Source organism: Mycolicibacterium komossense (assembly GCF_025822605.1).
Taxonomy (GTDB): domain Bacteria; phylum Actinomycetota; class Actinomycetes; order Mycobacteriales; family Mycobacteriaceae; genus Mycobacterium; species Mycobacterium komossense.
Genome location: NZ_JACKTY010000028.1, coordinates 34,442 through 59,616, shown reverse-complemented (window position 1 = coordinate 59,616; position 25,175 = coordinate 34,442). Strand labels below are relative to the sequence as shown.

Sequence of the window (25,175 nt, the reverse complement as noted above, 5' to 3'; positions counted from 1 at the left end):
CCTTCCGGACGACCGATCACCGTGCTACCGGCGATGTGCACCCACCCACAGAGTGCCAGACTCTGTCGACAGATTCTCCGGTCTGGTGTTGATGCGTCCACGCAATCTTCGTCGCCTAAACCGTCACCAGTGCAACGGCTTTAACGGTGTCCGCATCTCGCGGGCCGGAGCCCAGTAACTGAACATCGATTTCCGCCCCGTCGCGCTGACGTACGGTGCTTGGCCCGTAACGTCTACCCCCGTGGACGAGGGGGTGAGCAGCGATGCAACGCAGGTTCGGTTCTCCGCGGCGCCGATGGATCTCGGTGGTGGGTTGATGTCGTCCGGCTTTGCCGGAACCAGTTGCCGACCCCAGCACTGCAGATGGGGCCGATGATGGGCGACCGGCTAGCGGCCGCGACCCAGGGAGCCGGCCTGGTGCCCGTGCTGCAGCCGATCATCGCGTTGCCAGCCGAGACGGTGGTGGGCTTTGAAGCACTGGCGCGGTGGCCGTCGCTCAACAATCCCCATCCTCCGGACGTGTTCGCCTACGCGTCGGCCACCGGGCAGCTGGATGAACTTGATCAGCGGTGTATCGAGGCAGCGATGCGCGCAGCCCTGGCACGCCGGTTGCCGCGTGGCACCTTACTTGCCGTCAACAGTGAACCCGAAAGCGCTTATGTCGGGCCGGCAGACAGCGACGCACTAGCCAGCGGACGGGCCGAACTGGCGGTGATGTTCGAACTGACCGAACGTAATCTGCTGACCCATCCGCGAGCACTGCTGGCCAAAGTGGCTGCCCTGCGTCGAGACGGTTTCGCTATCGCCCTGGACGATGTTGGCGCGCACCCGGATTCGCTGGCACTACTCGATGTCGTGTCACCCGATGTCATCAAATTGGACCTCCATCTGGTGCAGTCCCAGCCCCGCCGAGACCAAACCCGGATATTGGCCGCGGTCTTGGCCCATCACGAACGATCAGGTGCGGAGATTCTTGCCGAGGGTATCGAAACCGATGCCCACCTCGAGCAGGCGCTCGCCCTGGGCGCGACACTTTGCCAGGGCTACAAATACCCTGATCTGGGTCCTGGCAACGAGAGCCATCCGTGGTCTCCGTCTACTCAGCATCCGCCGGCGCAAATCGTGACGGGGTCACCGTTTGGTCTACTGACCAGCAATAGGGAACTGCGAACCGGGCGCAAAAAGACTCTGACGGCGTTTTCGCGGCACATCGAAGATCAGGCCAGCTACACCGCTGACCCGCCGATGGTGCTGGCTACGCTGCAACAAGCGGAGAACTTCACTGCGGCCACGCGCCGCCGTTACCTCGACCTCGCTCAAACCTCGCCGCTGGTCGCGATGTTCGGTGAACACTTACCGCCCTGCCTCGAGCCGAAGATTCGCGGCGTCCACCTCAGCCAGACTGATCCATTGCGCGCCGAATGGACCGTACTGGCGTTGGGAGCGCAGCTCAGCGTGGCGCTCATCGCCCGCGAGCGCGCTGACGTCGAAAACGAGCGGCGCGCAGATGACGACCGGCGCTTCGACTTCACCATCACCTACGACCGCTCCCTGGTCACCGCCGTCGCGCGCAACCTCCTAGGCCGAATGTCCTAGCTCGCGGGGGTTCGTTCCCCGGTGCTTGGCACCTCCGGCGAGGGCGAGTCGGAGTCGAGGTCCCCCTGTGCTGGGGATGATGGATCCGGGGACGTTGCCGCCGTGGGCATTTCGGTAGTCGCCTGGCCTCCGGCGTCGATCACAGCGAGCACCGGCCGCCTGCGTTTCGGGCGTGTTAAGAGTTCGTGCGTCTGAGGCTTCTGTCTTGCGGCGAGGTAGCTGTGGACTTACTGTTCGCCGATAAGCGATCTGTTAAGTGACTCTTAACGAGATGAGGCACGTGTTTTCTGAACCCGCAATTGCCCTGAGCGACAGCGACGCTGCAGCGCGTGACCAGCTCGGAAATCGACTCCGACAGGCGCGCGAACGCGCGCGGCTATCCACCCGGGACGTCGCGTCCCGGGCAGGGGTGAGCGCAGGCTTCATCAGCCAGTTGGAGAACGGCAAATGCGGTGTCTCCGTGGGAGTTCTGAAACGTATCTCGGCGGCTGTCGGCATCTCGGTGGCCGACCTGCTTGCCGACGAAGCACCCGTCGCGCGGCCGGTGTTGCGGGCGCACGAGCGGCCGGTCTTTTCCAGTGACGGCGGGCTGCAGAAACTGCTGCTCTCGCGGCCACCGCTCCAGCAGCTCGAAGTGTACGAGGGCACGTTCGAGGTGGGCGGCTCGACCGGCCCCGACGCGTACGCCCACGACAACGCGCAAGAACTGTTCTACGTGCTCACCGGCCACCTCGAAATCTCGATCGCCGCCGAGACACTGATCCTCGGGCCACGCGACAGCGTCGAATACCTCTCATCGGTTCCTCACCGAGTCGTGAACATCGGCGCAACCCCCGCCCAAGCCATGTGGATCACTTCGCATTTCACGCCGCCCCTCGACACGAATCCACTCAGCGCGCTCCCCGCACACCAGATGAAGGAATGACACCATGTCTACTCCCAACCGCCTTTTGATCACCGGAGGCCACGTCTTCACCCCGGCCGGAATCGTCGAAGAACCCGTTCTGATCGAAGACGGCATAATCACCGCGATCGGTGCGGATGCAGTGGCCACAACCGATGCCGTTGAGATCGACGCGGCTGGTGGCCTGGTCGCCCCCGGCTTTCAGGACAGCCATATTCACCCGTATCACGCCGGTCTCGACATGATCGCCTGCGATCTGACTCCGTATGTCACCGCCGAGGGCTACCTCACCCGCATCGCCGAATACGCTGCGGCCAACCCCGAGCTGGAGTGGATCAGCGGCGGCGGCTGGTCGATGGATTCCTTTCCGGGTGGGCTGCCGACGGCTGCGGCGCTGGATGCCGTCGTTCCCGACCGGCCGGCGTTCTTTCCCAACCGCGACGGTCACGGCGCCTGGGTCAACACCAAAGCCCTGGAGATCGGCGGTATCGACGACACGACGCCGGACCCGTTCGACGGTCGCATCGAACGCGACGCCGACGGCCACGCAATCGGGACGCTACAGGAAGGCGCCATGGGTCTGGTCGCCCGGCACATGCCGCTGCCGACCCAGGACGATATGGACGAAGCGTTGAAAATCGCTCAGCAGCAACTGTTTGCCTGGGGAGTGACCGGGTGGCAGGACGCCATCGTCGGTGCCACCAACGACACCCCCGACCCCCTCGATTCCTACCTGCGTGCCACCGCATCCGGGGTGCTGAAAGCACATGTCGTCGGTGCGCTGTGGTGGGACCGAAACCGCGGTCTCGAGCAGATCCCCGAGCTCGTCGAGAAGCGCGAACGCGCGCTGGCGGCAGGGTTTCGGGCCACCACGGTCAAGATCATGCAGGACGGCGTCGCCGAGAACTTCACAGCAGGAATGCTCGAGCCCTATCTCGACGCGTGCGGCTGCCCCGGAGAGAACATGGGCAAGAGCTTCCTCGACCCCACCACGCTCAAGGAGATCTCGGTCCGACTCGACGCCCTCGGCTTCCAGCTGCACTATCACGCGCTGGGTGACCGGGCGGTGCGCGAGTCGCTCGATGCGGTGGAGGCAGCCCGAATTGCCAATGGCGACAGCGATCTTCGCCACACGCTTGCGCATATCCAGGTGATCCACCCTGACGACATTCCGCGGTTCGCCGAACTGAAGGTGGTTGCGAACATGCAGCCGCTGTGGGCACGCCACGAGGGGCAGATGGACCTGCTCACGATCCCGTTCCTCGGTACCCGGCGGGCCGGCTGGCAGTATCCGTTCGGTTCACTGCAGAGGGCAGGATCGCAGCTGGCTTCGGGAAGCGACTGGCCGGTGAGCACGGCGAATCCGCTGGAGATCATCCACACCGGAGTCAACCGGGCTCCCGCCGGAGCTACGGGCCCGGCGGCGCTGCCCTTCCTCGGCGAGCAGGCACTCTCCCTCGCCGATGCGTTGATCGCGCATAGCCTCGGCACGGCTTACCTCAACCACGACGAGCAGCGCTCGGGCACCATCGAGGTCGGCAAGGCCGGCGACATCGTGATCCTCGACCGTGATATCTTCGCTGCCCCCGTGGCCGAGATCGGTTTGGCCGCTGTGATTTACACGATCATCGGTGGCGAAATAGTCTATGCCGCCACCTCGACCCTGGTATCGGCATGAGCATCATGGACGTGGCCACCGAAACCTCTGCGCCGGTGGCTGCCGCTCCCGGTTCTGTGGAACTGCGCTCGCTGACCAAAAGGTACGGATCGGCCGTCGCCGTGGACAACGTCAGTCTTCACGTGCAGCCCGGTGAGTTCCTCAGCTTGCTGGGACCGAGCGGGTGCGGCAAGACCACGACCCTTCGGATGATCGGTGGATTCGAGTTTCCCGATGATGGCACCATCGCGATCTCGGGCCACAGTGTCGAGAACCTGCCGCCGCACAGACGTTCGGTCAACACCGTGTTCCAGGCATATGCGTTGTTCCCGCACATGAAAGTCGCTGACAACGTCGCCTACGGCCTGCGCCGATCGGGTGTTGCGCGGCCGGAGATAGCCGGCCGAGTCAGCCGTGCCCTGGACATGGTGCGGATGACCGCTTTCGCCGATCGAAAGCCGGCACAGCTCTCCGGTGGGCAGCAGCAACGCATCGCGTTGGCGAGAGCTCTTGTCAATCGGCCAGCGGTACTGCTGCTCGACGAACCGATGAGCGCCCTGGACCGCAAGTTGCGGGAGGAGATGCAAGTCGAACTGAAACTGCTGCAGCACGAGCTCGGCACGACCTTCATCTTCGTGACGCACGACCAGGAGGAAGCATTGTCGATGAGCGACCGGGTCGCCGTGATGAAGGATGGCCGAATTGAGCAGATCGGCACGGCCGCCGTTATTTACGATTCGCCCGAGTCTGCTTTTGTGGCGGGTTTCATCGGCCGGCAGAACTCCTTCGTTGGCTCGATCTCGTCGTTCGACAGCACTGGGGTGAGCGTGCACACCGCCGGCCTCTCGTTGCACTCGTCGCGCCCGACCAAGGGCGACATGGCGGCCGCGAGTGGCGCAGAGGTCACCGCGGCAATCAGACCGGAGTCGGTGGCCGTCACCAGCGCGCCCCCGCCCGCACCTGCGTCGGACACGCCGGTCAATTCCGTTACCGGCACGCTGCTGGGGGTTTCCGAACTGGGACACAGCCTGCAATTGGTGATCCACACGCCCAGCGACGACCAGATCCTGGCCCGACTCCCCCGCTCCGCCAACCCGCCCACAGAGCTCGGATCGCCCGTGGTGTGTTCGTGGTCCCCAGACGCCGTTCGGATATTCACCTCGTAATAGCTTCTCGCCCAATATCTCCCGAGTCTCCCGCCCAACCTGGAAGTTACTCCATGAATCAGCCACAGCACCTGCGCGCTCTCGTTCCCGATGCGCTGAAGAACTCGCTCAGCCGCCGAGCTTTCCTGGGCGGCACCGCAGCGCTCGGAGCCGCCGCTTTTCTCGCGGCCTGCTCCAAACCGTCGGGGGGCGGCGGCTCATCATCTGATGGCCTGAACATCTACACCTGGGGCGAGTACGACGATCCCGCTGTGCTGACCGATTTCACGTCGGCCAAGGGCCCGAAGATCACGGTCGACTCCTACGGCTCGAACCCAGAGATGATCGCCAAACTCAGTGCTGCGAAAGGCACCACGGGTTACGACATCTGCGTACCGACGCACTCCTCCATCCAGCAGATGGCCACGGGCGGACTGCTCACCGAACTCGACCACACCAAGTTGCCGAACATGAAGAATCTCAACGCCAAAGTGGTCAACACTCCTTTCGACCCAGGCAACAAATACAGCGTGTGTAAGGACTGGGGCTCCACCGGCTACGTCTATGACAGCACCGTCATCAAGCGCGAACTGACGTCGTGGGCCGACTTTCTCGACGCCGCGCAGAAGGAGGCATCCGGTAGTTTCTCGCTGCTGGAAGACCAGGGCGAGGTCGCGTTCACCTACTTCTGGGCCAACGGGATCGACGAGAACACCACCGACCCGGTCCACATCGCGGCTTATCGCTCCTTCATCCTCGACAAGATCGCGCCTCATGTGCAGGCCTTCGAGTCGTCGACCAATACCTCCATCTCCTCCTCGGCCCGAACCCTGATTCACTGTTGGAACGGAGATGCCCGCCTGGGCATCCTGGCGAACGCCGAACCCGATCGGTACAAGTGGGTCTGGCCCTCAGAGGGCGCCAACCTCTGGCAGGACAACTGGGCCATCGTCAAAGGTGCGCCTCACGAGGACGCGGCCTACGCGTTCATCAACTATGTGCTCGATCCAACCGTCTCCCTCAAAGAGCTCACCTATATCGGCTACAACACCGGAATCGAAGGCATCGAGGCGGCGGCCACGAAAGCCGATATCAAGCGACCCGACATGGTCTTCATCAGCGATGACATCATGAAAAAGCTTGTCTACAGCCAGATGACGTCGGCAGACGGCACCATCATCGGGATCTACGACGAGCTCAAGGCGGCGGCGGGCAAGTGACCGTGGTAGAGGACCAAGGGGTGCAGGCGCCGAACACGGCGGGCACTCAGTCCGCGGCGCGACGCGTGCGACTGCCCGGCGGGCTGGGCGCCCTGCCGATCAGCGTGTTCATGCTGCTGTTCTTCATCCTGCCGATCGGCCTCGTGGTCTGGTACAGCTTCGGTTACAAACCCGGCCTGTACGTCACCCACGCGAACGATCTCCTCTCCTTCGACCGATACGGTGAGGCTGCCTCGCCTGCCTTCTTCGCGATCTTCGTTCGGACCCTGAAGATTGCGGTCGTCGGAACCGTGCTCTGTCTGGTGATCGCGTTTCCGATGGCCTACTGGATGGCTGTCAAGCTGGTTCCGAAATGGCGCGGTGTCGTGCTGGCCCTGGTTCTCATTCCCTACTGGACCAACTTCCTGGTGCGCACCATCGGTTGGCAGATATCGCTGACCCCAGAGGGTTTCGTCTCGAAGATGCTGCAGTGGGCCAACCTGACCGATGGGCCACTGCATGTGCTCTACACCTCGGCGGCGGTTCAGCTCGGTGTGGTCTACAACTATCTGCCACTGATGATCCTTCCTCTGTACGTCGCGCTGGAGCGTCTCGACCCGAAGCTGCTCGAGGCCAGTCGCGACCTCGGCGGCAACGCATGGAACACGCTGTGTCACATCACTATTCCGCTGTCCTCACCCGGGGTGACGGCCGGAATGCTGCTTGTCTTCGTCCCGTTGATGGGCGACTACATCACCCCGGCCGTCCTCGGCGGCGCCAGCGGCAGCATGGTCGGCCAGATGGTGGCCGCCCAATTCCAGAGCGCACAGAACTGGGCACTCGGCGCCGCCATGGCGGTGTTGCTCATGTTGGCTATTTTCGGCACGACCGCCGTGGTTGGCGGTCTCCTCAAGGTTGCAGGGCGGATCACCACCGCGATGACATCTCTGACACTGCCGGCAAAGGAGTCATCATGAGCAACCGTCGCAGGTTCAGTCCTGCCGACGCCTTCCTGAACGTCTGGGGAATGCTCGGGCTGCTGTTCCTCTTTTTCCCGATCCTCGTCATCGTGGTCTTCTCGTTCAACAGCGGGCGCACCTTGCAGACGTTCGAGGGGTTCGGCATTGAGCCGTACCTGGCGGCCCTGAGCAATCCGGCGATCGTCAACTCCATCACTGTTTCGGTGGTCACCGCCGCCGGCACCGCCGCCGCAGCCACCCTGCTCGGCACCTTCGCCGGGATCGCACTCACTCGTCGACCCGGATGGTGGGCACCTGGGCTGCTCGTGCTGCTGGGCCTGGTGATGGTGACACCGGAGATCGTCTCGGCGATCTCGTTGCTCCCCTGGTTCGTCACCCTGGGTGTCGATTGGGGACTCACCGGTTTCAACATCGGTCAGGTGCGCCTGATCATCGCCAACTCACTGTTCGCAAGTGCAGTAGTGACTTTCATCGTTCGGGCCCGAATGACCGGGATGAACGAGTTCCTCGAAGAGGCGGCGGGTGACCTATATGCCACACCGTGGCGCCGGTTCACCGACATCACCCTGCCACTGATCCGTCCAGCCGTCATCTCCGGTGCGCTGCTGGCTTTTACGCTCAGCCTCGACAACACGGTCGTCTCGTCGTTCGTCTCGGTCGCCGGCTCCACACCCTGGCCGGTCTATATCTTTGCCTCGCTGAAGGCATCGCTGCGGCCGGAGATCGCCGCGATGTCCACGCTGATGCTGGTGCTCACCTTGATCGTGCTCGGTATCGCCGCCCTGATCCTGCGACGGGATCCGGCAGGTTCTGGCAGCGGGGCCGCCGGCTTGACCGACGCGATGGTGGGGCGATGAGGCCGAATGGCATGGCGCGCAGGGAAAGGTACCGCGGCCACCAGTGGTTCGACGATTGCGTCGAGTTCTGCGAGAAGTACGACCAGAACTGTTTCGATGCGTAGTTCGAGCACCGTCCGCTTGAGTTCTTCCGTCCCCTCGTGGAGCAGCTCTTCGCCCGTGAACCGTGGAGACTCCCGCGCTGAACTCTGGATGAGTCGCGCTTCCTGAGTGCGTCGCCGCGGCCAATCGCTACCTTTACTTGGTGAAGCTCGGACTGGACACACGGCTGGCCGACTACCTCAGTGCGGCCCGCGAGGAGTGCTCATGAGCCGCGGCAGGGTTGTTCTTGTCGCACTCTGCGGGCTGCTCGTCGTCGTCGTCGTCGGCGTGGTGTTGCTGCGGGTGCAGTCGACGAATCCGGCGTCCATGAATCCCGCCGAGACAGCGCCCTCCAGCCAGACGACGGCCGTTGCCGGTGTCGCCGCGTGCCCACTGACAAGCTTGCCGCCCCAGGTGAGCGACACTGTTCGGGCCATCCGCACCGGCGGACCATTTCCCTTTCCGCGTCACGATGGTGGAGTCTTCGGCAACCGCGAGCGGCACCTACCCGAGGCCGCCAAGGGCTATTACCACGAGTACACGGTGATCACCCCCGGCGCCCGCGACCGCTCGACGAGGCGCATCATCACCGGCGGCACACCGGTCACCGATCCTCGCCAGTACTTCTACACCAGCAATCACTACGAGTCGTTCTGTTTGGTCACCGGCGCCGGAGGGCAGTGAGGCCGAGCGATGGCGCGCACTTGTACCCCGAAGCGCACAATGGCCCCTCCTTCGCCGGGGTGAAGGAGGGGCCATTGTCGATGCTGCTAGTCGCTGCTGGACGAGCCTGACGACTTCTTCGACGACGACTTGGCCGCCTTGGCCGCCGAATCGCTGCTCTTGCTCGAGCCTGATGCGCTGCCGGACTGGGCGCGGTGCTTGCCCGATCCGGTCGATCCGGCCGGCGTCGACGAGCTGTCGGTGGACGACGAGCCGGTGCCGGCACCTGCTGAGGTGGTGTCCGGAGCCGAGCCGACGGTATCGGCGCCGCCCGACGCTGCTGCCGACTTGACAGAGGACGTCGATCCGGTGGATTCCGTTGCGTTCGTTACCTTCACGGCGGCAGCCGAGGAGCGCGCCGTGCTGGGTGCCGGTGCCGCGGTCGACAGGGTGACCGTCTTGGCGGCCGTCGGCAGTTCCCCAACGGAGTTGGTGACCGCCTGTGCTGACGGCGGGACCGGAGCGCCGATCGCCTGGGCGAAGACGTCGCGAGCATGCAGCAGGGACGCGACGAGACCGGAACTGAACTGCCCCGTGTACGGGCTGAGCAGCCCGACCGTCCCCTGGGATTCGACACCGTTGAGGATCGCATCGGTGAAGGCGGCCGGCGCGTTCACGATCACGTTGATCGCCGCCCCCACATCGCCGACCTTGACCGCGTCGATAATCTGCTGGCCGGTGTTACCAAACACGTACGCCGCTCCGGCCAACGGCGAGAGCGCCGCCAGGCCGATGGGCAGCAGCACATTCGGAATCGCCGCGACGACGTTCGCGAAGTTCTGCGACGCGGTGGTGAAGATCTGCGGGATGTTCAGGAGGCTGATGGCAGGCGCGAGAACCAGACCGAGCCCGGTCTGGAACACGGTCTGGACGGCATCGTTGAAGTTACCCGCGGCAAGCTGGGTGGCCGCGGTGATCAGAGCCTGCGGGATCGACGTCACTCCCGCCACGAGGCTGCCGGCAGCCTGTTCGAGGGCAGGCGCGATGATGTTTGCGTAGGCCAGTTGGTTGGTGATGAACTGCTGCAGGATCGGCGCCGGGTCGGACTGCACCTGCGACCCGATCGCCGCGACGTTGGCGAACGTGGTCTGCAGGACCTGTACCCACTCGGTGATCGGATCGACCGCCGCAGCGAGATTCACTGCGGCCGCCGACGCGCTGAGCGCCGGAACGTGCACCTCCGGAGGTGCCAATGAGATTGGTGAAACTGCGATGGCGCCTGCCCCGACCAACGCGACGCCAGCGGTGAGATATGACCGAACAGCTAACTGCATGACTCTCCTTAAGAACTCCGGAACCCCGCGACAGAACTGACGATAGGGCAACTTACTGGGGGGTAAGCGCAGAATTGCCAAAGTCGGCAAACTGGTGGGCCGTGAGTCCAGCCGCCGGTATCCGGCCGAGTATTAGTGACAAAGTTGCTGGCCAGGAGCAGTTATTCGAATCCGCTCATGACAATATGCCCATATCGTTAGATACGGTAAGTAACAATTCGGAACCGTAGCTTACTTGCGAGTAATGTGATCAGCAGCATAGTTCGAGGTCAGGTAACGTTTCTGTAAAGCCCCGTATTGGCAAAGTGCGAGCCATTGGCCCACGGGCGACAATCCGGGCCGCTGCCAGGCTTGCGGGCGCCAGCAATTTTCAGTCGATGACACATGTTCGCCAGCCCGTGCCGAACCGAAGGCACCAGACCGGGGCGCAGTCGATCAACATCACCCGCGGTACCGTGACTGCCGTGAACTCATCGCGCAAATCTGCCTCCGCCGTGTTCGTAGCCTGCGCCGCAACGCTCGCCATGACGCTCACCGCGTGCGGCTCTGAAGCGGAAACACCCGCGGCGAGTTCGACTTCCGCCATCAAGACCGCCCCTTCCACCGTCACGCAGATGTCTACGGACGCGAACTCCTGCCCGACGACACCTCCGGCGGCTGGGGGCGCCGCCGAATGGACCTTGCCGGGAGCAACCGGCAGCGTCGCGGTGACCGGATCGACGGACACCGCCGCGCCACTGGTGAACGTGACCGCCCCGTTCAGCGTTGCCGAGACCCAGGTGCACACCCTGGTGGCAGGCAGCGGTCCGGTGGTCCCGGGCACCGCCACCGTGTCGGTCTGCTACATGGGCGTCAATGGCCGGGACGGTTCGGTGTTCGACAGCAGCTACCAGCGCGGCGAGCCGGTGGACTTTCCGCTCAACGGCGTGGTGCCGGGCTTCCAGAAGGCCATCACCGGACAGAACGTCGGGTCCACGGTCGCTGTTGCCATGACCTCGGCCGACGGCTACCCCAATGGTCAGCCGGCTGCCGGAATTCAACCGGGCGACACCCTCGTCTTCGCGATCAAGATCCTCAGCGCCAGCTAAAACAGGGTCACCAGCGTCGATTTCGCTGAATTGGCAATACATCTCGGGTAGCACGCTAGCGTCGGAGCCCATGACACAGGTGTCGGTGTGGGTGGGGGCCGGGGTACTGACCGCAGGAGTGTCGGCGGCGCTCTTGGGGGGAGCCGGTACAGCCGGTGCGAACACCGACGGTGGCCCGAACACCGGTCCCGCCAACAAGGCCGCCACAAGCAATGCCACTTCCCGCGCAGGTTCGGCACCCGATCGCGACGCAGCCGCATCGCGGAAGACCCGTGCCGCGAGCGCTTCGAGCACTGCCACAGTGCCGACGGGCGGTACCAGGAAGCTGCTCACCCATACCAGCCAGCAGTCGCCGGTCACCGCGGAGGCCACCACCGCCACCGAATCCACCGCTCCCCCTGCCGCGCCCACGTCCCGCGCCGCCAGTGCATCCCGCGCCGCGCGCGCAGCCGGTGTCACCGGTTCTGCCGCTGAACAGACCGCGACGATCCCGGGCATCGGTGGCATCCTGGGGCCATTCCAACCGGACTATCCGCCACTGGTCAGAGCGCTCGGATCGGCGATCTTCAGCCTGCTCGGTGCCGTCGTGCAGGCAACCGATGGCCCACCTGTCGTGCCGCCGGAGCTGAAGGGTTCCGTTCAGGTCAGCAGCTCCACCCTGGTCATCGCGCCCGGCACCGAGGTCGCGGCCGACTGGTACTTCCCCACCGGCGGCGGACAACCGCAGCGACTGATCTACCTGCAGCACGGCATCCTCGCCACCGGACCGATGTACAGCTACACGGCGTCGTATCTGGCGCAGCGGACCAACAGCATCGTCGTCGTCACCACGATCACCTCGAACCCGTTCGCCGACAACGGTATGTGGCTCGGCGGGGACAACCTGCACAACGCTGTCGCGCAACTGTTCCTCGACGACAACCGGACAGCACTCAACGCCAGCCTCACCACCGCCACCCTCAAAGCCGGCGCGACAGCGCTGACCGTGCCCGACGAGTTCGTCCTGGTCGGGCATTCACTGGGCGGTGGCTTCGCCCCCGGGGTCGCCGGCCACTATGCCGAGGGCCTGGTCGCCCGCCGCGCCGACGCCGGCGGCGAAGGCGACACAACCAACCATCTGGCCGGCGTGGTGACCTTGGACGGAGTGCCCTTCTCCCCCATCATGCCCAATGCACTGGATCGGCTGAAGGCGTTGGAAGACAGCAACAATGGCGATGCTGCCGATTACGTCCCGGTCTACGAGATCGGCGCCCCGCTGAACTATCTGAATTCGCTCAGCGAAATCAACGAGGATCTCACCGCCGCCCGGCCCGGAAAGTTCAACGGGGTGGTCGTCAACGGCGGTGTGCACATGGATTCCATGCTCGGCGGCAACCCGCTGATCCAGGCGGCGGCGTACCTCGTCGCGGGAATCCCGCAACCCCAGAATCCGCCCGCCGTGCAGCTGCTGATGGCGGGCTGGATCAACGACATGTTCGCCGGGACAGTCGATCCCGTCACGGGGCGCTGCCTCGGCCCCGATTGTCAGGGCGCCTACGGAGATCCCGGCGACACCATCGTCATACCCACCGACCAGGGCCAGGCATCGGCAGTGGTGATCGGTTCCGGCGCACTCCCCGCTACCCCGACGATTACGTCGGACCGCTTCGAACCGATTGCGGCGGCGTCGATTCCGCTCAGTATCGCGGTATGACCACGCTGTGGCCAGTCCCGCCGGCACCTATCGCAGCGTAGCGATTCCGGCCAGGATCAGGTCGATCCCGGCCAGGAACTGCTCGCGATCGTCGTGATCACGCAGCTGCGCAGCGATCTGACGCGTGAACGGATAGTGGGCTGGATCATGCTCCGCCCACTTCGTCGCAACGGCATCGAGGAACGCTGTGCGATCGGTATCCCGGGGTAGCAGGCGGGCATTGGCCGCATTCTGTCCGGCCACTCCGAGAATGTAGCTCACCAGTGCCGACCCCGAATTGAACTGCGCCCGTTGCGGAATACCGAGCGCCTGGAGCTGTGCGCCCACGCCCTCGAAGATGTGCAGCATCGCCGAATGCCACGGCTCCCGCGAGAGTTGGGCACCTACCCAGGGGTGCGCGTCGATGGCATCGAAGATGCCGAGCGCGATCGCGCGGATGGCCTCTTCAGGATCGGAATCGTCGGGCACATCCGTCATCACGCGGGTGATCACGTCCTCAGTGGTTGCCGCCAGAAGTTCGTCTTTGTTGGCAACATGCCAGTAGATCGCCCCGGCGCCGGTCGCCAGCCGCGCGGTGAGGGCGCGAAATGTCATGGCGCGCTCACCCCCGGCGTCCAGGATCTCGATCGCAGTCTCGACGATCCGCTCTTTCGAGAGCGCATCGGATCGCCTCGCGTGTGTGGTCACGATATCCATTTTGACATGGCTGGAACGTTGTTCCAAGATAACTGCGGAGCTCCGCCTGGAACGACATTCCAACGAATATCTGGAGGAACGATGACGACAAAGATCACGATTGTCGGGGCGGGTCTCGGCGGCCTCACCCTGGCGCGGATTCTCCATCTCCACGGCATCCCGGCAACGGTATACGAGGCGGATCCCTCGCCGGAGGCGCGCACGCAAGGCGGTCAGCTCGACATTCATCCGGAGAACGGGCAGCTGGCATTGAAAGCGGCAGGCCTCTACGAAGAGTTCGAGTCACTCATCCATATCGGCGGCGAGGCGCTGAGAGTGCTCGACAAAGACGCGACGGTGCTGATGGACGTCCCCCACGGCCCGGAGCCAGGCGATCGACCCGAGGTGCTGCGCGGCCAGTTGCGGCAGATTCTGCTCGACTCCCTGCCTGCCGGCGCGGTTCAGTGGGGCCGCAAAGTGATCTCAGCCCAATCACTGGGCGGCGGCGCTTACCAGTTGACCTTCGGCGACGGCTCCACCGCCGTCACCGAGTTGCTCGTCGGCGCCGACGGCGCATGGTCGAAGGTCCGGCCGCTGCTCTCCGATGCGACACCCGAGTATGTCGGCATGTCCTACGTGGAGGCCTATCTCTACGACGTCGATGAACGCCACACTGTGGCAGCCCGGGTGGTCGGCGGTGGCTCGATGCTCGCGTCCGCGCCCGGCAAGGGGATTCTCGCGCACCGCGAGCCGGAAAATGTCCTACACGCCTACGTCTTCTTGAACCATCCCGCCGAATGGTTCGCCGACGTCGACTTCACCGACGCCGCAGCCGCGAAAACGCGGGTGGCAGCCGAGTTCGACGGCTGGGCGCCCGAACTCACCACGCTGATCACAGACACCGACACCCCACCGACGCGTCGGCCCCTGTATACCCTGCCGATCGGACACCGCTGGGAGCGTGTGCCCGGAGTGACACTGGTCGGCGATGCCGCCCATCTGATGCCGCCGTCCGGCGAGGGCGCGAACCTGGCCATGTTCGACGGCGCCGAACTGGCGAAGGCGATCGTCGCATTCCCCGGCGACATCGAAGCAGCACTGGCCGCGTACGAGGCGGAACTGTTTCCGCGAAGCCGGTCAGCCGATGCCGAAGCCGAGCAACTCCAGCTGACCCTGTTCGGCGACGGTGCCCCGTACGCGCTCGTCGACGCCTTCACGTCCGCCCTCCAGACATGAGGTCAGCTCTTCCTGGCTGCCCCGACGAACAGGGCGCCTCCGAACCGTTGCTCGATCGCCCCCGTGCCGTGCAAACCATGGCGAGCCAGTTCGGCGGCGAATTCTGCTGCCTCGAAACGGTTTTCACGGGGGTGGTCGGTCAGCGTGCGGACCACCCAGGTATCCAACACGTGGCGCGGGAGCTCCTCGAACAAGAGCAGGCCTCCCGGCCGAAGCACCCGGGCGATTTCGGCGATCGATAACTGCCAGTCGGGAACGTGGTGGATTATCCCGAAGTCCACCACAGTGTCTATCGCCCCCGACGGCTGGTCGATAGCGCACACGTCGCCGACCGACAGCGTGACCGGCCGGCCGTGCAACCGCCGCTGGGCCTTGGTCACCATCAATTCGTCGAGGTCGAAGGCGCTCACCCGATCCGCGCCGAACCGATCGAGGATGATCTCGGACCCCACGCCGCGGCCGCAGCCAATCTCAAGTACATGCTGCCCGGACAATGCACCGCCGGCGAGTCTGCGGAACCACGCGGCTTCGACACGGTGCTGATGAGCAGCACGCAACGGATTGTTCATGGCCGCACGCTCGATCGAATTGAGTTTCATGAACTAAGGTTGACCTAACTACGGAGCGCCTACCACCGGTAAGTTGACGGACGATGCCCCAAACCCGCCAACATTCCGAGATGCCCGCGCCGCGCCCGCTCCGGGCACCTCACGGTGCGGGCCGGCTCACCTCCGGTCAGCGCATCGACAGGCACATCCACGCCGAGGGGCAGCTGGTCTATGCGGCATCCGGTGCAGTGGCCACGACGACCGAACGCGGAACCTGGATCGCCCTGACCAATCGGGTCACCTGGACGCCGCCGGGATTTGAGCATGCCCATCGCTTCTATGGCAGAACCGACATCCGGCTCATCGGAATCCCCGACGAGTTCAGCCACTCCCTGCCGCCACTCCCGAGTGCATTCGCGGTAACCCCGTTACTACGGGAAGCCCTGCTGGCACTGACCGATCGGCGAGACATCCGCCCGGACATCTACGCGCGGCTGTGCTCGCTGGTGATCGACGAACTCGCCGAGACCGCAGAACAATCCCTGCATCTGCCCGAACCTCATGACGACCGACTGCGCGCCGTCACCGATCTCCTGCACGCCGACCCCGCGCGGAGCACGACCTTGAGCGAGCTCGGACGCACTGCCGGCGCCAGCGAGCGCACCTTGAGTCGGCTGTTCCACACCGAGTTCGGAATGAGTTTCCATCGCTGGCGGACCACGCTACGAATTCACCACGCCCTGGCCCATCTCGCCGCCGGCCAGTCCGTCACCGACACCGCAATCGTGTGCGGCTGGTCGAACCCCTCGGGCTTCATAGAAGCATTCACTTCTCTCGTCGGGCAGACCCCGGGCCGCTACCAAGCTGCAGTTGCCTTGCGGTGAAAGGCGATTCGTCAGGTTGGGGGTTGTGCTGAAAATGAGTCTGCGCACCCGCTAGCATCGCCCGAACACGTTTGGCGCGCCGCCACGTGGGCTGGGAGAGGGTTATGACGAAAGTGGACAGTGTGGAAGCCACGACACCGTCGATTCGTGAACTGACGGTTAGGGGCGTTGTTCTCGGCGGTCTCATCACCCTGATCTTCACCGCGGCCAACGTGTATCTGGGCCTCAAGGTCGGTCTGACGTTCGCCACCGCGATCCCCGCTGCCGTGATCTCGATGGCGATACTGCGTTACTTCCGCGGGCACACGATCCTCGAGAACAACATCGTGCAGACGATCGCCTCGGCCGCAGGCACGCTGGCGGCCATCATCTTCGTGCTGCCCGGCCTGATCATGATCGGATGGTGGACCGGGTTCCCATACTGGATCACGGTCGCGGTGTGCATCGTGGGCGGCATCCTCGGCGTGATGTACTCGGTGCCGCTGCGGCGCGCGCTGGTGACCGGCTCTGACCTGCCCTATCCGGAAGGCGTGGCCGCGGCAGAGGTGCTCAAGGTCGGCGAGGCCGATATTGACGGCGGCGAGGGCAGCAAACGCAGCCTGCTCGCCATCCTTGTGGGTTCGCTTGTCGCAGCAGGATTTTCACTCCTGGCCGCGATGAAAGTCATCCTCAGTGACGTATCCGCCTACTTTCGGGTCGGCTCCGGCGGATCGATGGTCGGCGCGAGCCTGTCACTGGCGCTGATCGGAGTGGGCCATCTCGTCGGTGTCACTGTCGGTTTCGCGATGGTCGTCGGCCTGGTGATCTCGTTCTTCGTGCTTCTGCCGACGCTGACGTGGGGCAACATCGCCGAAGGCAGCGCCGTCGAAGATATCGTCTCCAGTACGTTCTCCACCGACGTCCGGTTCGTCGGCGCAGGCGCCATCGCGATCGCCGCGGTCTGGACCCTGCTCAAAATCATCGGCCCGATTGTCCGAGGCATCCGGGCGGCCGCCGTCTCGACCCGAGCGCGCCGCGGGGGTGAGCAGGTGGAGCTGGTCGAACGCGACCTGCCCATCTGGATCGTCGGCGGCACGATCGTGGCGTCGCTGGTGCCCATTGCACTGCTGCTGTGGTGGTTCCTCGACAGCACGCAAGTCACCGGCAACCGGCCACTCATCATCGTGGTGACCCTCCTGTTCGTCGTCTTCATCGGCGCACTACTCGCCTCCGTAGCGGGGTACATGGCCGGCCTGATCGGCTCGTCCAACAGCCCGATATCGGGTCTCGGAATCCTCGTCGTCATCATCGCTTCGGTGGTTTTGGTGCTGGTCCACGGCCGCACCGACGATGCCGCGCAGACGCTCGGACTGGTCGCCTACGCCCTGTTCGCCACCGCGGTCGTGTTCGGCATCGCCACCATCTCCAACGACAACCTGCAAGACCTCAAGACCGGCCAACTGGTAGGTGCCACGCCGTGGAAACAGCAGGTCGCCCTGGTGATCGGCGTCGTCTTCGGCGGGCTGGTGATCGCTCCCGTGCTCGATCTACTGAACAATGCCTTCGGTTTCGCCGGCGCACCGGGTGCGGGGGCCAATGCCCTGGCGGCACCGCAGGCGGCGTTGATCTCGTCGCTCGCCAAAGGGGTCTTCGGTGGGGATCTGAACTGGAAACTGCTCGGTCTCGGCGTGGCCATCGGTGCGGCGGTGATCCTGGTCGACGAGGTGCTCAGACGCGCCACAAAGTTCAGCCTGCCGCCGCTGGCAGTCGGGATGGGCATGTACCTGCCGATGTCGCTGACGATCGTCATCCCCATCGGCGCCGTGCTGGGCCGGTCTTACGACAAGTGGGCCGAGCGTAGAGGCGAGTCAGCCCAAGACACCGAGCAGAAGCAGCGTCTGGGCGTGTTGATGGCCACGGGCCTCATCGTCGGTGAGAGCTTGTTCGGGGTGGTCTTCGCAGGCATCGTCGCGGCCGCCGGCACCGACAGTCCGCTCGCGGTGGTGGGCGAGAGCTTCGCGAGCTGGGCGGAGATCCTGGGTGTGGCGCTGTTCGTGGCGGTCGTCGCCGGGCTGTACAAGTGGACGCGGCGGCTGGCCGTGGTCGAACGCTGACCACCCGGACTCGGTCAGGGCGTCGGTGCGTACGGCAACGTCGGAGGTGCCGCCGGGTCGGGGGCCGCCGGGTCGAAATATCCGGGTGGCGGCGGACCGGTTATCGGGTAGTAGCCCGGAGGTAGCGCCGGGCCTCCTTGGTAGGGCTGCGGGCCGGTCCCCGGAATGGTGCCGGTCGAGGATTCCGGGGCAGTCAGCGACACGTACCCAGGTGGCAGCTGCGGCGCGGGACCTGCGCCGTCCGGGGCACCCGTGGCGCCTGGCACGGTCGCCGGCGGCGCGGTCAGGGCCGCGGCTGGGTCAGTGGTGTGCATGGCATGCCAGATATCCCGCAGGTACCCGAGCTGACCGGGGGTCTGCCCCTGCCCGTACACCGGGTTCTGCACCTGTGGCACCTGTGGAGTGAGGTCGGCCGGCGGCGGCGGACCCACGGGTGCGTCGGCGGCGACCGCCACGGGCGTGCCGTCTGGTGGCGGCGGTGCACCTGGATCTGCGGGCACCGGCGTCGGGTAAGGCACCGCCGGATCCGCACAAGCCTGGCCGGCCATGGCCAGTGCGCCGCCGGCGATGATCACACCCGCGGCCGCGACCCTGGCGGCGGTGGCGAATGGTCTCGCACGCTGCGGTTCAGTCATAACTCTGGCTGTCCTCTCTGGTGGCGCTCCCAAACATTCAGGACAAGCGCCTAACCCGACCTGCGAGCAAGGCTAACGCCTATGTGGGCTTGGCGATACCTCATGGCGACACGCCATGATGGTCGGTGTGGAGTCGTCCCGCATCGACCGATGGCTATGGGCCGTCCGACTGACAAAAACCCGGCCGGATGCGGCGGAGGCCTGCCGAGGTGGGCATGTGCGGGTCAACGATCGGGTGGCGAAGCCGTCGACGATGATCGTCCCCGGCGACGAGGTGCGAGCGCGGGTGGGCGACACGACGCGGATTGTCGAGGTAGTCCGGGTGATCCAGAAGCGGGTCGGCGCACCGGACGCCGCGACCTGCTATCTGGACCGCACACCCGCGCCACCACCGACCGCCGCCATCCCGGTCGCTGCCCGCGATCGCGGCACCGGCCGACCCACCAAACGCGATCGCCGGATGCTGGACAAGTGGCGCGCCAGCGGTGTCTAGCGAGGACCGCGACCGCTGGGACGCAAAGTATGCCGCGACCGAGACTGCCGGTCTGCGCGACATCGCACTACCCGCCGTCTTCGCGCCGTATGCGGAGCTGTTCCCGGCGGCCGGACTTGCTCTGGAAGTTGCGTGCGGACGGGGCCGGGCCGCGATCTGGCTGGCCCGGCGCGGCCTGGTCGTGCTGGGGTTGGACATCTCCCCCGTGGCCGTTGCACAGGCCGGTGAACTGGCCCGGGCGGCCGGGATGGGCGCGCGGTGCCGATTCGACGTCGCCGACCTCGATGACGGGCTTCCGGCCGGTCCGGCCGTAGATGTGGTGCTGTGTCACAAATATCGCCATTCCGGGCTGGACAGGCAGCTGCTGGCACGGCTGAAACCGGGCGGGTTACTCGCGATCAGTGCACTCAGTGAGGTCGGCGCCGGCCCTGGCTCGTTTCGGATACCGCGCGGCGAGTTGCAGCAGGCTTTCGGTGCCCTCGACGTGATCGCCGAGGGGGAAGCAGACGGCCTTGGGTGGCTGGTCGGCCTCCTGCCTGCGCCGGACGGTAACGGGTAACCCGCGCGGTACGACTGACGGGTGGGAACGCACTACGCTTTGTTGACACCACCGGAAAGAACCGCACCCCACATGACTGGATCCCAGCGCGTCGCGCACCTGGCAGCGGCGATCGCTGTCGCCGCCGGATCGGCTGTCGGCTTCGCGAGCGGGGCGAATGCCTCCCCCTGCGATCCGATCACCCTGTCGATGACCCCGCAACCCGTCCTGTCGTGCCCTGATCCGGCTGCCCCGGCCCCCGTCGTCGGAGCGTCGGGCCCCGTTCCCGTCGTGGGAACGCCACTGCCCGATGCGCTTCCACCGCCAGGGCAGGCGCCCGCGATCCCGCCCACCTCCAACGCCGACGGCACCCAGGACTTCGGCTCGGACGGTTTTATCGGCGACGTCATGAACCAGTTCGGCAACGGCGTCCCGAGTGAGTTCATCTACGGCCCGATGGCTCCGCCTCCGCCGTCCTGACCTGGAGCACCCGGGCGCCTGTGGAGACATGTAGCTAAACGTCGGGCAGTCCGAACCAGTGGGAGAGCGATTCGCGCAGTGCGCCCCTCGCGGTCCCGGCGGGTTCGTCGACGCCGGCCGCCCAGGCAATATGACCGTCGGGGCGGATCAGGATGGCATCCGCCGGGCGGTTGTCGGCCTCGGCGGTGTGCACGTCGAGGCGGCCATGCCACCCCGGCGTAACCTCGCGCAGGTCTGCGCGGTCGGCGAGGTCGAGCAGGACGGGCCGGCCGGCGTGCAGCGTATCGGCGACGCTGCCGATGCTCCCCCGCAGGGCCAGATCGGGCGCGAAGGTGCCCGCCAACGGGTGTGGGTCGGCCCCGGGCATCGGATAGCGGAGGTCGGCTCCGGCGATGAGCGCACCGACCCGGCGCCGGGCTGGGTCGTCGAGCAGGAGTTCTGCGACCACGTCCCGCAGCGCGTGGGCCGCGGCATCGAGCCCCCGCCGCAGGGCGACCTGAGCTTGGGTGTGCAGCAACGTGCGCGCACCTGCGAGGTGGCGTTCGGCGTGATAGCTGTCGAGCAATCCGGGCGGTGCCCAGCCCTTGACCTCGCCGGCCAGCTTCCACCCCAGGTTGACGGCATCGAGCATTCCGGCGCTGACCGCGACACCGCCGGAGGGGAACAGATGAGCGGCGTCGCCGGCCAGCAGAATGCGGCGGTCCCGATACCGTTCGACATGACGAGCGTGAAAGGTGAAGCGGGTCAACCGGGTCGGTTCGCCCAGCGGGATGTCCGCCCCGAGTACGCGACGGACACTGTCGCCGAATTCGGCCACCGTCATCGGCTGGTCGTCGTCGTAGGTCCGGTTTTCCTCCTCGCTGGTGTACACGCCCAAGTCGTGCGGAGTGTAGGAACTGATGGCGAACACCCCGTTCGCCGTCTGGGTGTAACCCGAGCGGAGCCGACCGAAGCCCGGGACCAGGTAGTCGCCATCGTCGAGCAGTGTCAGCGCGTCCGGCATGCTGAACGACCCGAGCCGGTTCACCTCGGGATATGTGATGCCGGGGAACGGAATCCCGGTCAACTGGCGGACGCGGCTACCCACCCCGTCGCAACCCACCAGGTATTGCGCGCTCACCTGGTACGCATCGTCCGGGCCACAGACGTCGACGCTCACCTGCCCGTCGTCCTGGCGCAACGCCACCATCTCGTGTCCGCGCCGGATCTCCGCGCCCAGCTCGCGGGCCAGTTTCTCCAGCAGGCTCTCCATCTGCGGTTGGGGCAACAGCAGTGCTTGCATAGGGGGATCGACCAACTCGGTGAGGTCGACGTGCAGCCCGCCGAACGGAAAACGTGGAGCGGGACGGGGTTGGCCGCTGGCCGCTTCGAAACGGTCCAGAAGTCCCCGATAGCGCACCATCTCCAGCATCCGGCCGCCGAGGCCACCCGCCTTGGCCACTGCTCTGGGTTCGGGTAGCCGCTCCAACACCAGCGTTCGCACCCCTGCCAGGCGAAGCTCGCGAGCCAGCGTCAATCCCGTCGGGGCAGCGCCCACGATGATCACATCGGTTTCCGCCACAGGCATTCGCATCTCCCATTTGTGCAGGTAGTGGGGTTCGGCGAGCCATTCTGCGCCTGCTTGGGGGTCTTGCGGCAAGCCCCCCAACCGGCTATAAGTTGAGAGTGGGAGACGTTCCCATACTCTTCACCGCCACCCTCTCGGGACTGCGGTGTCGCGTCAATTACTTTGGCAGTCACGCGCTTTGGTGGACTTTTCGAAGCTGTCGCCGCCCGCCACCCAGCCTGTGACTCAGCACACTGTGTGTTCGATGTTTGCGCGGCCCGCGAGTGGGGAACTTAGCCCATCAAAATTATCGATTGAGGCGCTGGGACGTGCGTGACGCTGCCGAGCCCTCGGGGATCACGGAGCTGATTATGGTCAATAGTCTTGAGAACATGTCTTCTGCGGGTGGCGCAGGCCGCAGGATCGGGCAGATGCTGTTCGCCGCGATGGCCGGCGCAGCCGTCGTCTATCCGGTTGCGTCCGCCCCGGCGGCATCGGCCGACCCTTGTCCCGACGTGCAGGTCGTCTTTGCGCGCGGCACGTTCGAGCCGGCGGGCGTCGGGGCGATCGGCCAGGCGTTCGTCGACTCGCTACGGGCACAGCTCCCCAACAAGTCGGTAGCCGTCTATGCCGTGAATTATCCTGCCTCACTTGACTTTGCGCGTGCAGCAGACGGCGTTCTCGACGCCAGCAACAAGGTTCAGGACGTGGTGACAACCTGCCCGAATACCAAGATGGTGCTCGGCGGCTATTCCCAGGGCGCGGCGGTGATGGCCTATACCACCACCGATACTCTCCCGCCCAACTATCAACTGCCCGCTGGGATTACGGGCCCGATGCCCAAGTCGACAGCGGGTCACGTCGCCGCGGTCACCTTGTTCGGCAAACCCTCGAGCGGCTTTCTGCAGATGCTCGACCAGACTGCGCCGCCGATCACCATCGGAGCCGAATACGGCCCCAAGGCCCTCGATCTCTGCGTGGACAACGACCCGGTGTGCTCGGGCAACGGCGGCGACCCCGGTGCGCATGGTTCTTACGCAGTCAACGGGATGACCGACCAGGCGGCGGGGTTCGCAGCGCAGCATGTCACGACCGATGTGACCTAGCCACCGCTGACCCGGGCCGGCTTCGGCCATACCTGATCGAGCCATAGGGTTTCCCCATGGCAATTGTCGCGGCAGTAATCGTGGTCATCACCCTCGCGGTGATGACCACGGGGAGAGCGCCGGCCGTCCTGGCTTTGGTATGCGCGCTGGTGGTGGCCGGCCTAGTCGGAATAGCCACTCCCGCAGAGCTGTTCGCCGGGCTGAGCAATGGCGGCGTGATCACCATCGCCGCAATGCTGGTGATCGCCAAGGGGGTGCTCTACACGGGGGTGGTCTCGCGGGTCACCTACCGGCTCCTCGACGGTGTCAGCAGTTCGGTGCAGACACTGAGCCGGCTCATCCCGCCAGTCGGTGTGGCCTCCACGTTGATCAATACCACTCCGATCGTGGCGATGCTGATCCCGGCCGCGAAGGAACTCGAGCAGCGATCCGGGGTCACGGCGCGCAGCGTGCTGCTGCCCATCGCGCACGCCACCACGCTGGCCGGGTCGGCGACGCTCATCGGCACCAGCTCCAATCTCCTCATCGCCGGCCTTGCGGCGCAGTCCGGGGTGATGGTGTCGATGTTCTCGTTCGTCCCCATTGCCGTCCCGGTCGCTCTCGTCGGGTGGCTCGTTCTTCTGATCACCGCACCGCTGATGCTGCGCGGACGTTCGGAAACCGGCGAGCAACAGCCGTACTGGCACGCCGAGATACCAGTGGCCGCCGGGGCGACCGCCATCGGCCGCACCGCGGTGGAGATCGGCGTACTCGCCACACCTGACTTCGATCTGCTCGAAATTCAGCGCTGGGGCGAAGCGGTCAAGACCGATTCGGCGATCGAGGAGGGTGACCTCCTGATCTACCGTGCCACCGAAGCGGGCGTCCGAATGCTCTGGGGAACACCACGATTCGGCCAGTCCAGGCAGGATCTCTACAAGGTGTCGATCGCCACCGACGAACAGGCCACCGTGCGCGAGCTCGAAGAGGACGACGACATTCTCGTGATCGCCGCCCAGAGCGAAGACCTGTTGCGCGACACACCAGCACGCCAGGGTGAAATGTGCTTTGTCACTGCACGTTCCGCCAGCGTGCTGACCGACCACGCACTGGTCGGGCTGTGGCAGAAGGTGGCGGGCAAGGCGCCGCAGACCAGCAAGACCTGGATCGCACTGACGATCCTGACGGCGGTGATCGTCGCCGGGTCGTTCGGGCTGGCGCCGATCGAACTGGCCGCCGTCGCCGGGGCCACGCTGATGGTGGTCACCAAGGTGCTGACTCCGCGGTCTGCGGTGCGTGCCCTGAACTGGAATATCCTGGCGATCATCGCCGGATCGATCGGATTGGGCACGATCGTCGTTCGGAGCGGTCTGGGCGCCGATATCTCCGCCGCGATCCTGCACCTGTCAGCGGGCAGCACCGCTCTTCTGGTGCTCGTCATCGCGGTAGGCACCACGCTGCTGACCAATATCGTCACCAATGCCGCGGCAGCGGCGATCCTGACCCCTGTGGCACTGACGGTGGCCGAGACCAGTGGGCTGGATCCGGTGCTACTCCTGACCCTGATCGGCACGTGCATCTCGTTCACGTTCCTCAACCCGTTCAGTCACCAGACAAACCTGATGGTGATGAAACCGGGCGGCTATTCGACGGCGCTGTTCATCCGCTTCGGCATCCCGATCACCGTGGTGTCGCTGGCGGTGGCGTTCGGTGTCGGCTGGGCGCTGCTGAGCTGAACGGGTTCTAGGCCGGTAACTGCGGTTTA

General features: G+C 65.3%; 24 protein-coding genes. 18 read left to right on the top strand and 6 right to left on the bottom strand.

Annotation, left to right across the window (positions count from 1 at the left end; translation table 11 throughout):
- The first annotated feature begins 375 nt into the window (after nt 1-375).
- From H7J73_RS11270 to H7J73_RS11235, 8 genes are all read left to right on the top strand, one after another.
- Complete coding sequence (locus H7J73_RS11270) at nt 376-1,596, top strand: sensor domain-containing phosphodiesterase (protein WP_264067445.1); 1,221 nt, start codon at nt 376-378, stop codon at nt 1,594-1,596.
- A gap of 280 nt (nt 1,597-1,876) precedes the next feature.
- Complete coding sequence (locus tag H7J73_RS11265) at nt 1,877-2,521, top strand: type II toxin-antitoxin system RelB family anti-toxin (protein WP_264067444.1); 645 nt, start codon at nt 1,877-1,879, stop codon at nt 2,519-2,521.
- A 4-nt stretch (nt 2,522-2,525) separates the two neighbouring features.
- Complete coding sequence (locus H7J73_RS11260) at nt 2,526-4,178, top strand: amidohydrolase (protein WP_264067442.1); 1,653 nt, start codon at nt 2,526-2,528, stop codon at nt 4,176-4,178.
- Nucleotides 4,175-5,323: an ABC transporter ATP-binding protein gene (locus H7J73_RS11255; RefSeq protein ID WP_264067441.1), complete on the top strand. Its 1,149-nt coding sequence runs from the start codon at nt 4,175-4,177 to the stop codon at nt 5,321-5,323. Before H7J73_RS11260 ends, H7J73_RS11255 begins: the two co-directional genes overlap by 4 nt.
- 53 nt (nt 5,324-5,376) lie before the next feature.
- Nucleotides 5,377-6,522: a polyamine ABC transporter substrate-binding protein gene (locus H7J73_RS11250; RefSeq protein WP_264067440.1), complete on the top strand. Its 1,146-nt coding sequence runs from the start codon at nt 5,377-5,379 to the stop codon at nt 6,520-6,522.
- Nucleotides 6,519-7,478 carry an ABC transporter permease gene (locus H7J73_RS11245; RefSeq protein WP_264067439.1) on the top strand — a complete coding sequence of 320 codons (960 nt, stop codon included), beginning with the start codon at nt 6,519-6,521 and terminating at the stop codon, nt 7,476-7,478. The genes H7J73_RS11250 and H7J73_RS11245 overlap by 4 nt, the downstream gene beginning before the upstream one ends.
- Entirely contained in the window at nt 7,475-8,338 is an 864-nt protein-coding gene (locus tag H7J73_RS11240) for an ABC transporter permease (RefSeq protein WP_264067438.1), read from the top strand. The genes H7J73_RS11245 and H7J73_RS11240 overlap by 4 nt, the downstream gene beginning before the upstream one ends.
- Before the next feature lie 408 nt (nt 8,339-8,746).
- Nucleotides 8,747-9,103, top strand: a complete 357-nt coding sequence (locus H7J73_RS11235; RefSeq protein ID WP_264067901.1) for a guanyl-specific ribonuclease — start codon at nt 8,747-8,749, stop codon at nt 9,101-9,103.
- A gap of 86 nt (nt 9,104-9,189) precedes the next feature.
- On the opposite strand, the gene H7J73_RS11230 is transcribed toward H7J73_RS11235, so the two are convergent.
- Nucleotides 9,190-10,416, bottom strand: coding sequence for a hypothetical protein (locus H7J73_RS11230; protein ID WP_264067437.1), 1,227 nt, complete (start codon nt 10,414-10,416; stop codon nt 9,190-9,192).
- 370 nt (nt 10,417-10,786) lie between these two features.
- Entirely contained in the window at nt 10,787-11,002 is a 216-nt protein-coding gene (locus tag H7J73_RS11225; protein WP_264067936.1) for a hypothetical protein, read from the bottom strand.
- Here H7J73_RS11225 and H7J73_RS11220 point away from each other — a divergent pair.
- Together H7J73_RS11220 and H7J73_RS11215 are read left to right on the top strand one after the other, a co-directional pair.
- Nucleotides 10,941-11,504, top strand: coding sequence for an FKBP-type peptidyl-prolyl cis-trans isomerase (locus H7J73_RS11220; protein WP_264067900.1), 564 nt, complete (start codon nt 10,941-10,943; stop codon nt 11,502-11,504). The two genes, H7J73_RS11225 and H7J73_RS11220, sit on opposite strands and share 62 nt — an antisense overlap.
- Before the next feature lie 70 nt (nt 11,505-11,574).
- Entirely contained in the window at nt 11,575-13,197 is a 1,623-nt protein-coding gene (locus H7J73_RS11215; protein ID WP_264067436.1) for an alpha/beta hydrolase, read from the top strand.
- 27 nt (nt 13,198-13,224) lie between these two features.
- Here the strand turns inward: H7J73_RS11215 and H7J73_RS11210 are convergent, their stop codons facing one another.
- Complete coding sequence (locus tag H7J73_RS11210; RefSeq protein WP_264067435.1) at nt 13,225-13,893, bottom strand: TetR/AcrR family transcriptional regulator; 669 nt, start codon at nt 13,891-13,893, stop codon at nt 13,225-13,227.
- Between the two features lie 81 nt (nt 13,894-13,974).
- On the opposite strand from H7J73_RS11210, the gene H7J73_RS11205 reads away from it, so the two are divergent.
- Nucleotides 13,975-15,108 (top strand): FAD-dependent oxidoreductase, encoded by a 1,134-nt coding sequence (locus H7J73_RS11205; protein ID WP_264067434.1) that lies wholly within the window; start codon nt 13,975-13,977, stop codon nt 15,106-15,108.
- 2 nt (nt 15,109-15,110) lie between these two features.
- On the opposite strand, the gene H7J73_RS11200 is transcribed toward H7J73_RS11205, so the two are convergent.
- Nucleotides 15,111-15,707, bottom strand: coding sequence for a class I SAM-dependent methyltransferase (locus H7J73_RS11200; RefSeq protein ID WP_264067433.1), 597 nt, complete (start codon nt 15,705-15,707; stop codon nt 15,111-15,113).
- 80 nt (nt 15,708-15,787) lie between these two features.
- Between H7J73_RS11200 and H7J73_RS11195 the strand changes: the two genes are divergently transcribed.
- Together H7J73_RS11195 and H7J73_RS11190 are read left to right on the top strand one after the other, a co-directional pair.
- Complete coding sequence (locus tag H7J73_RS11195) at nt 15,788-16,540, top strand: helix-turn-helix domain-containing protein (RefSeq protein ID WP_264067432.1); 753 nt, start codon at nt 15,788-15,790, stop codon at nt 16,538-16,540.
- Between the two features lie 104 nt (nt 16,541-16,644).
- Entirely contained in the window at nt 16,645-18,633 is a 1,989-nt protein-coding gene (locus H7J73_RS11190; RefSeq protein ID WP_264067431.1) for an OPT family oligopeptide transporter, read from the top strand.
- A 14-nt stretch (nt 18,634-18,647) separates the two neighbouring features.
- Here the strand turns inward: H7J73_RS11190 and H7J73_RS11185 are convergent, their stop codons facing one another.
- Complete coding sequence (locus tag H7J73_RS11185; RefSeq protein WP_264067430.1) at nt 18,648-19,268, bottom strand: hypothetical protein; 621 nt, start codon at nt 19,266-19,268, stop codon at nt 18,648-18,650.
- Nucleotides 19,269-19,383: 115 nt separating this feature from the next.
- On the opposite strand from H7J73_RS11185, the gene H7J73_RS11180 reads away from it, so the two are divergent.
- The 3 genes from H7J73_RS11180 (at nt 19,384) to H7J73_RS11170 (ending at nt 20,779) form a co-directional block, all read left to right on the top strand.
- Complete coding sequence (locus tag H7J73_RS11180; RefSeq protein WP_264067428.1) at nt 19,384-19,761, top strand: Hsp15 family ribosome-associated heat shock protein; 378 nt, start codon at nt 19,384-19,386, stop codon at nt 19,759-19,761.
- Nucleotides 19,754-20,320, top strand: coding sequence for a class I SAM-dependent methyltransferase (locus H7J73_RS11175; protein WP_264067427.1), 567 nt, complete (start codon nt 19,754-19,756; stop codon nt 20,318-20,320). Before H7J73_RS11180 ends, H7J73_RS11175 begins: the two co-directional genes overlap by 8 nt.
- Before the next feature lie 72 nt (nt 20,321-20,392).
- A complete protein-coding gene (locus H7J73_RS11170; RefSeq protein ID WP_264067426.1) occupies nt 20,393-20,779 on the top strand; it encodes a hypothetical protein in 387 nt (128 codons plus the stop codon).
- Between the two features lie 34 nt (nt 20,780-20,813).
- Here H7J73_RS11170 and H7J73_RS11165 read toward each other — a convergent pair whose 3' ends face one another.
- Nucleotides 20,814-22,346: an FAD-dependent monooxygenase gene (locus tag H7J73_RS11165; protein ID WP_264067425.1), complete on the bottom strand. Its 1,533-nt coding sequence runs from the start codon at nt 22,344-22,346 to the stop codon at nt 20,814-20,816.
- A gap of 410 nt (nt 22,347-22,756) precedes the next feature.
- Between H7J73_RS11165 and H7J73_RS11160 the strand changes: the two genes are divergently transcribed.
- The gene (locus H7J73_RS11160; protein WP_264067899.1) at nt 22,757-23,431 is read left to right on the top strand and encodes a cutinase family protein; all 675 of its coding nucleotides are present in this window, start codon (nt 22,757-22,759) and stop codon (nt 23,429-23,431) included.
- Nucleotides 23,432-23,487: 56 nt separating this feature from the next.
- Complete coding sequence (locus H7J73_RS11155) at nt 23,488-25,146, top strand: SLC13 family permease (protein ID WP_264067424.1); 1,659 nt, start codon at nt 23,488-23,490, stop codon at nt 25,144-25,146.
- Nucleotides 25,147-25,175: the final 29 nt, after the last annotated feature.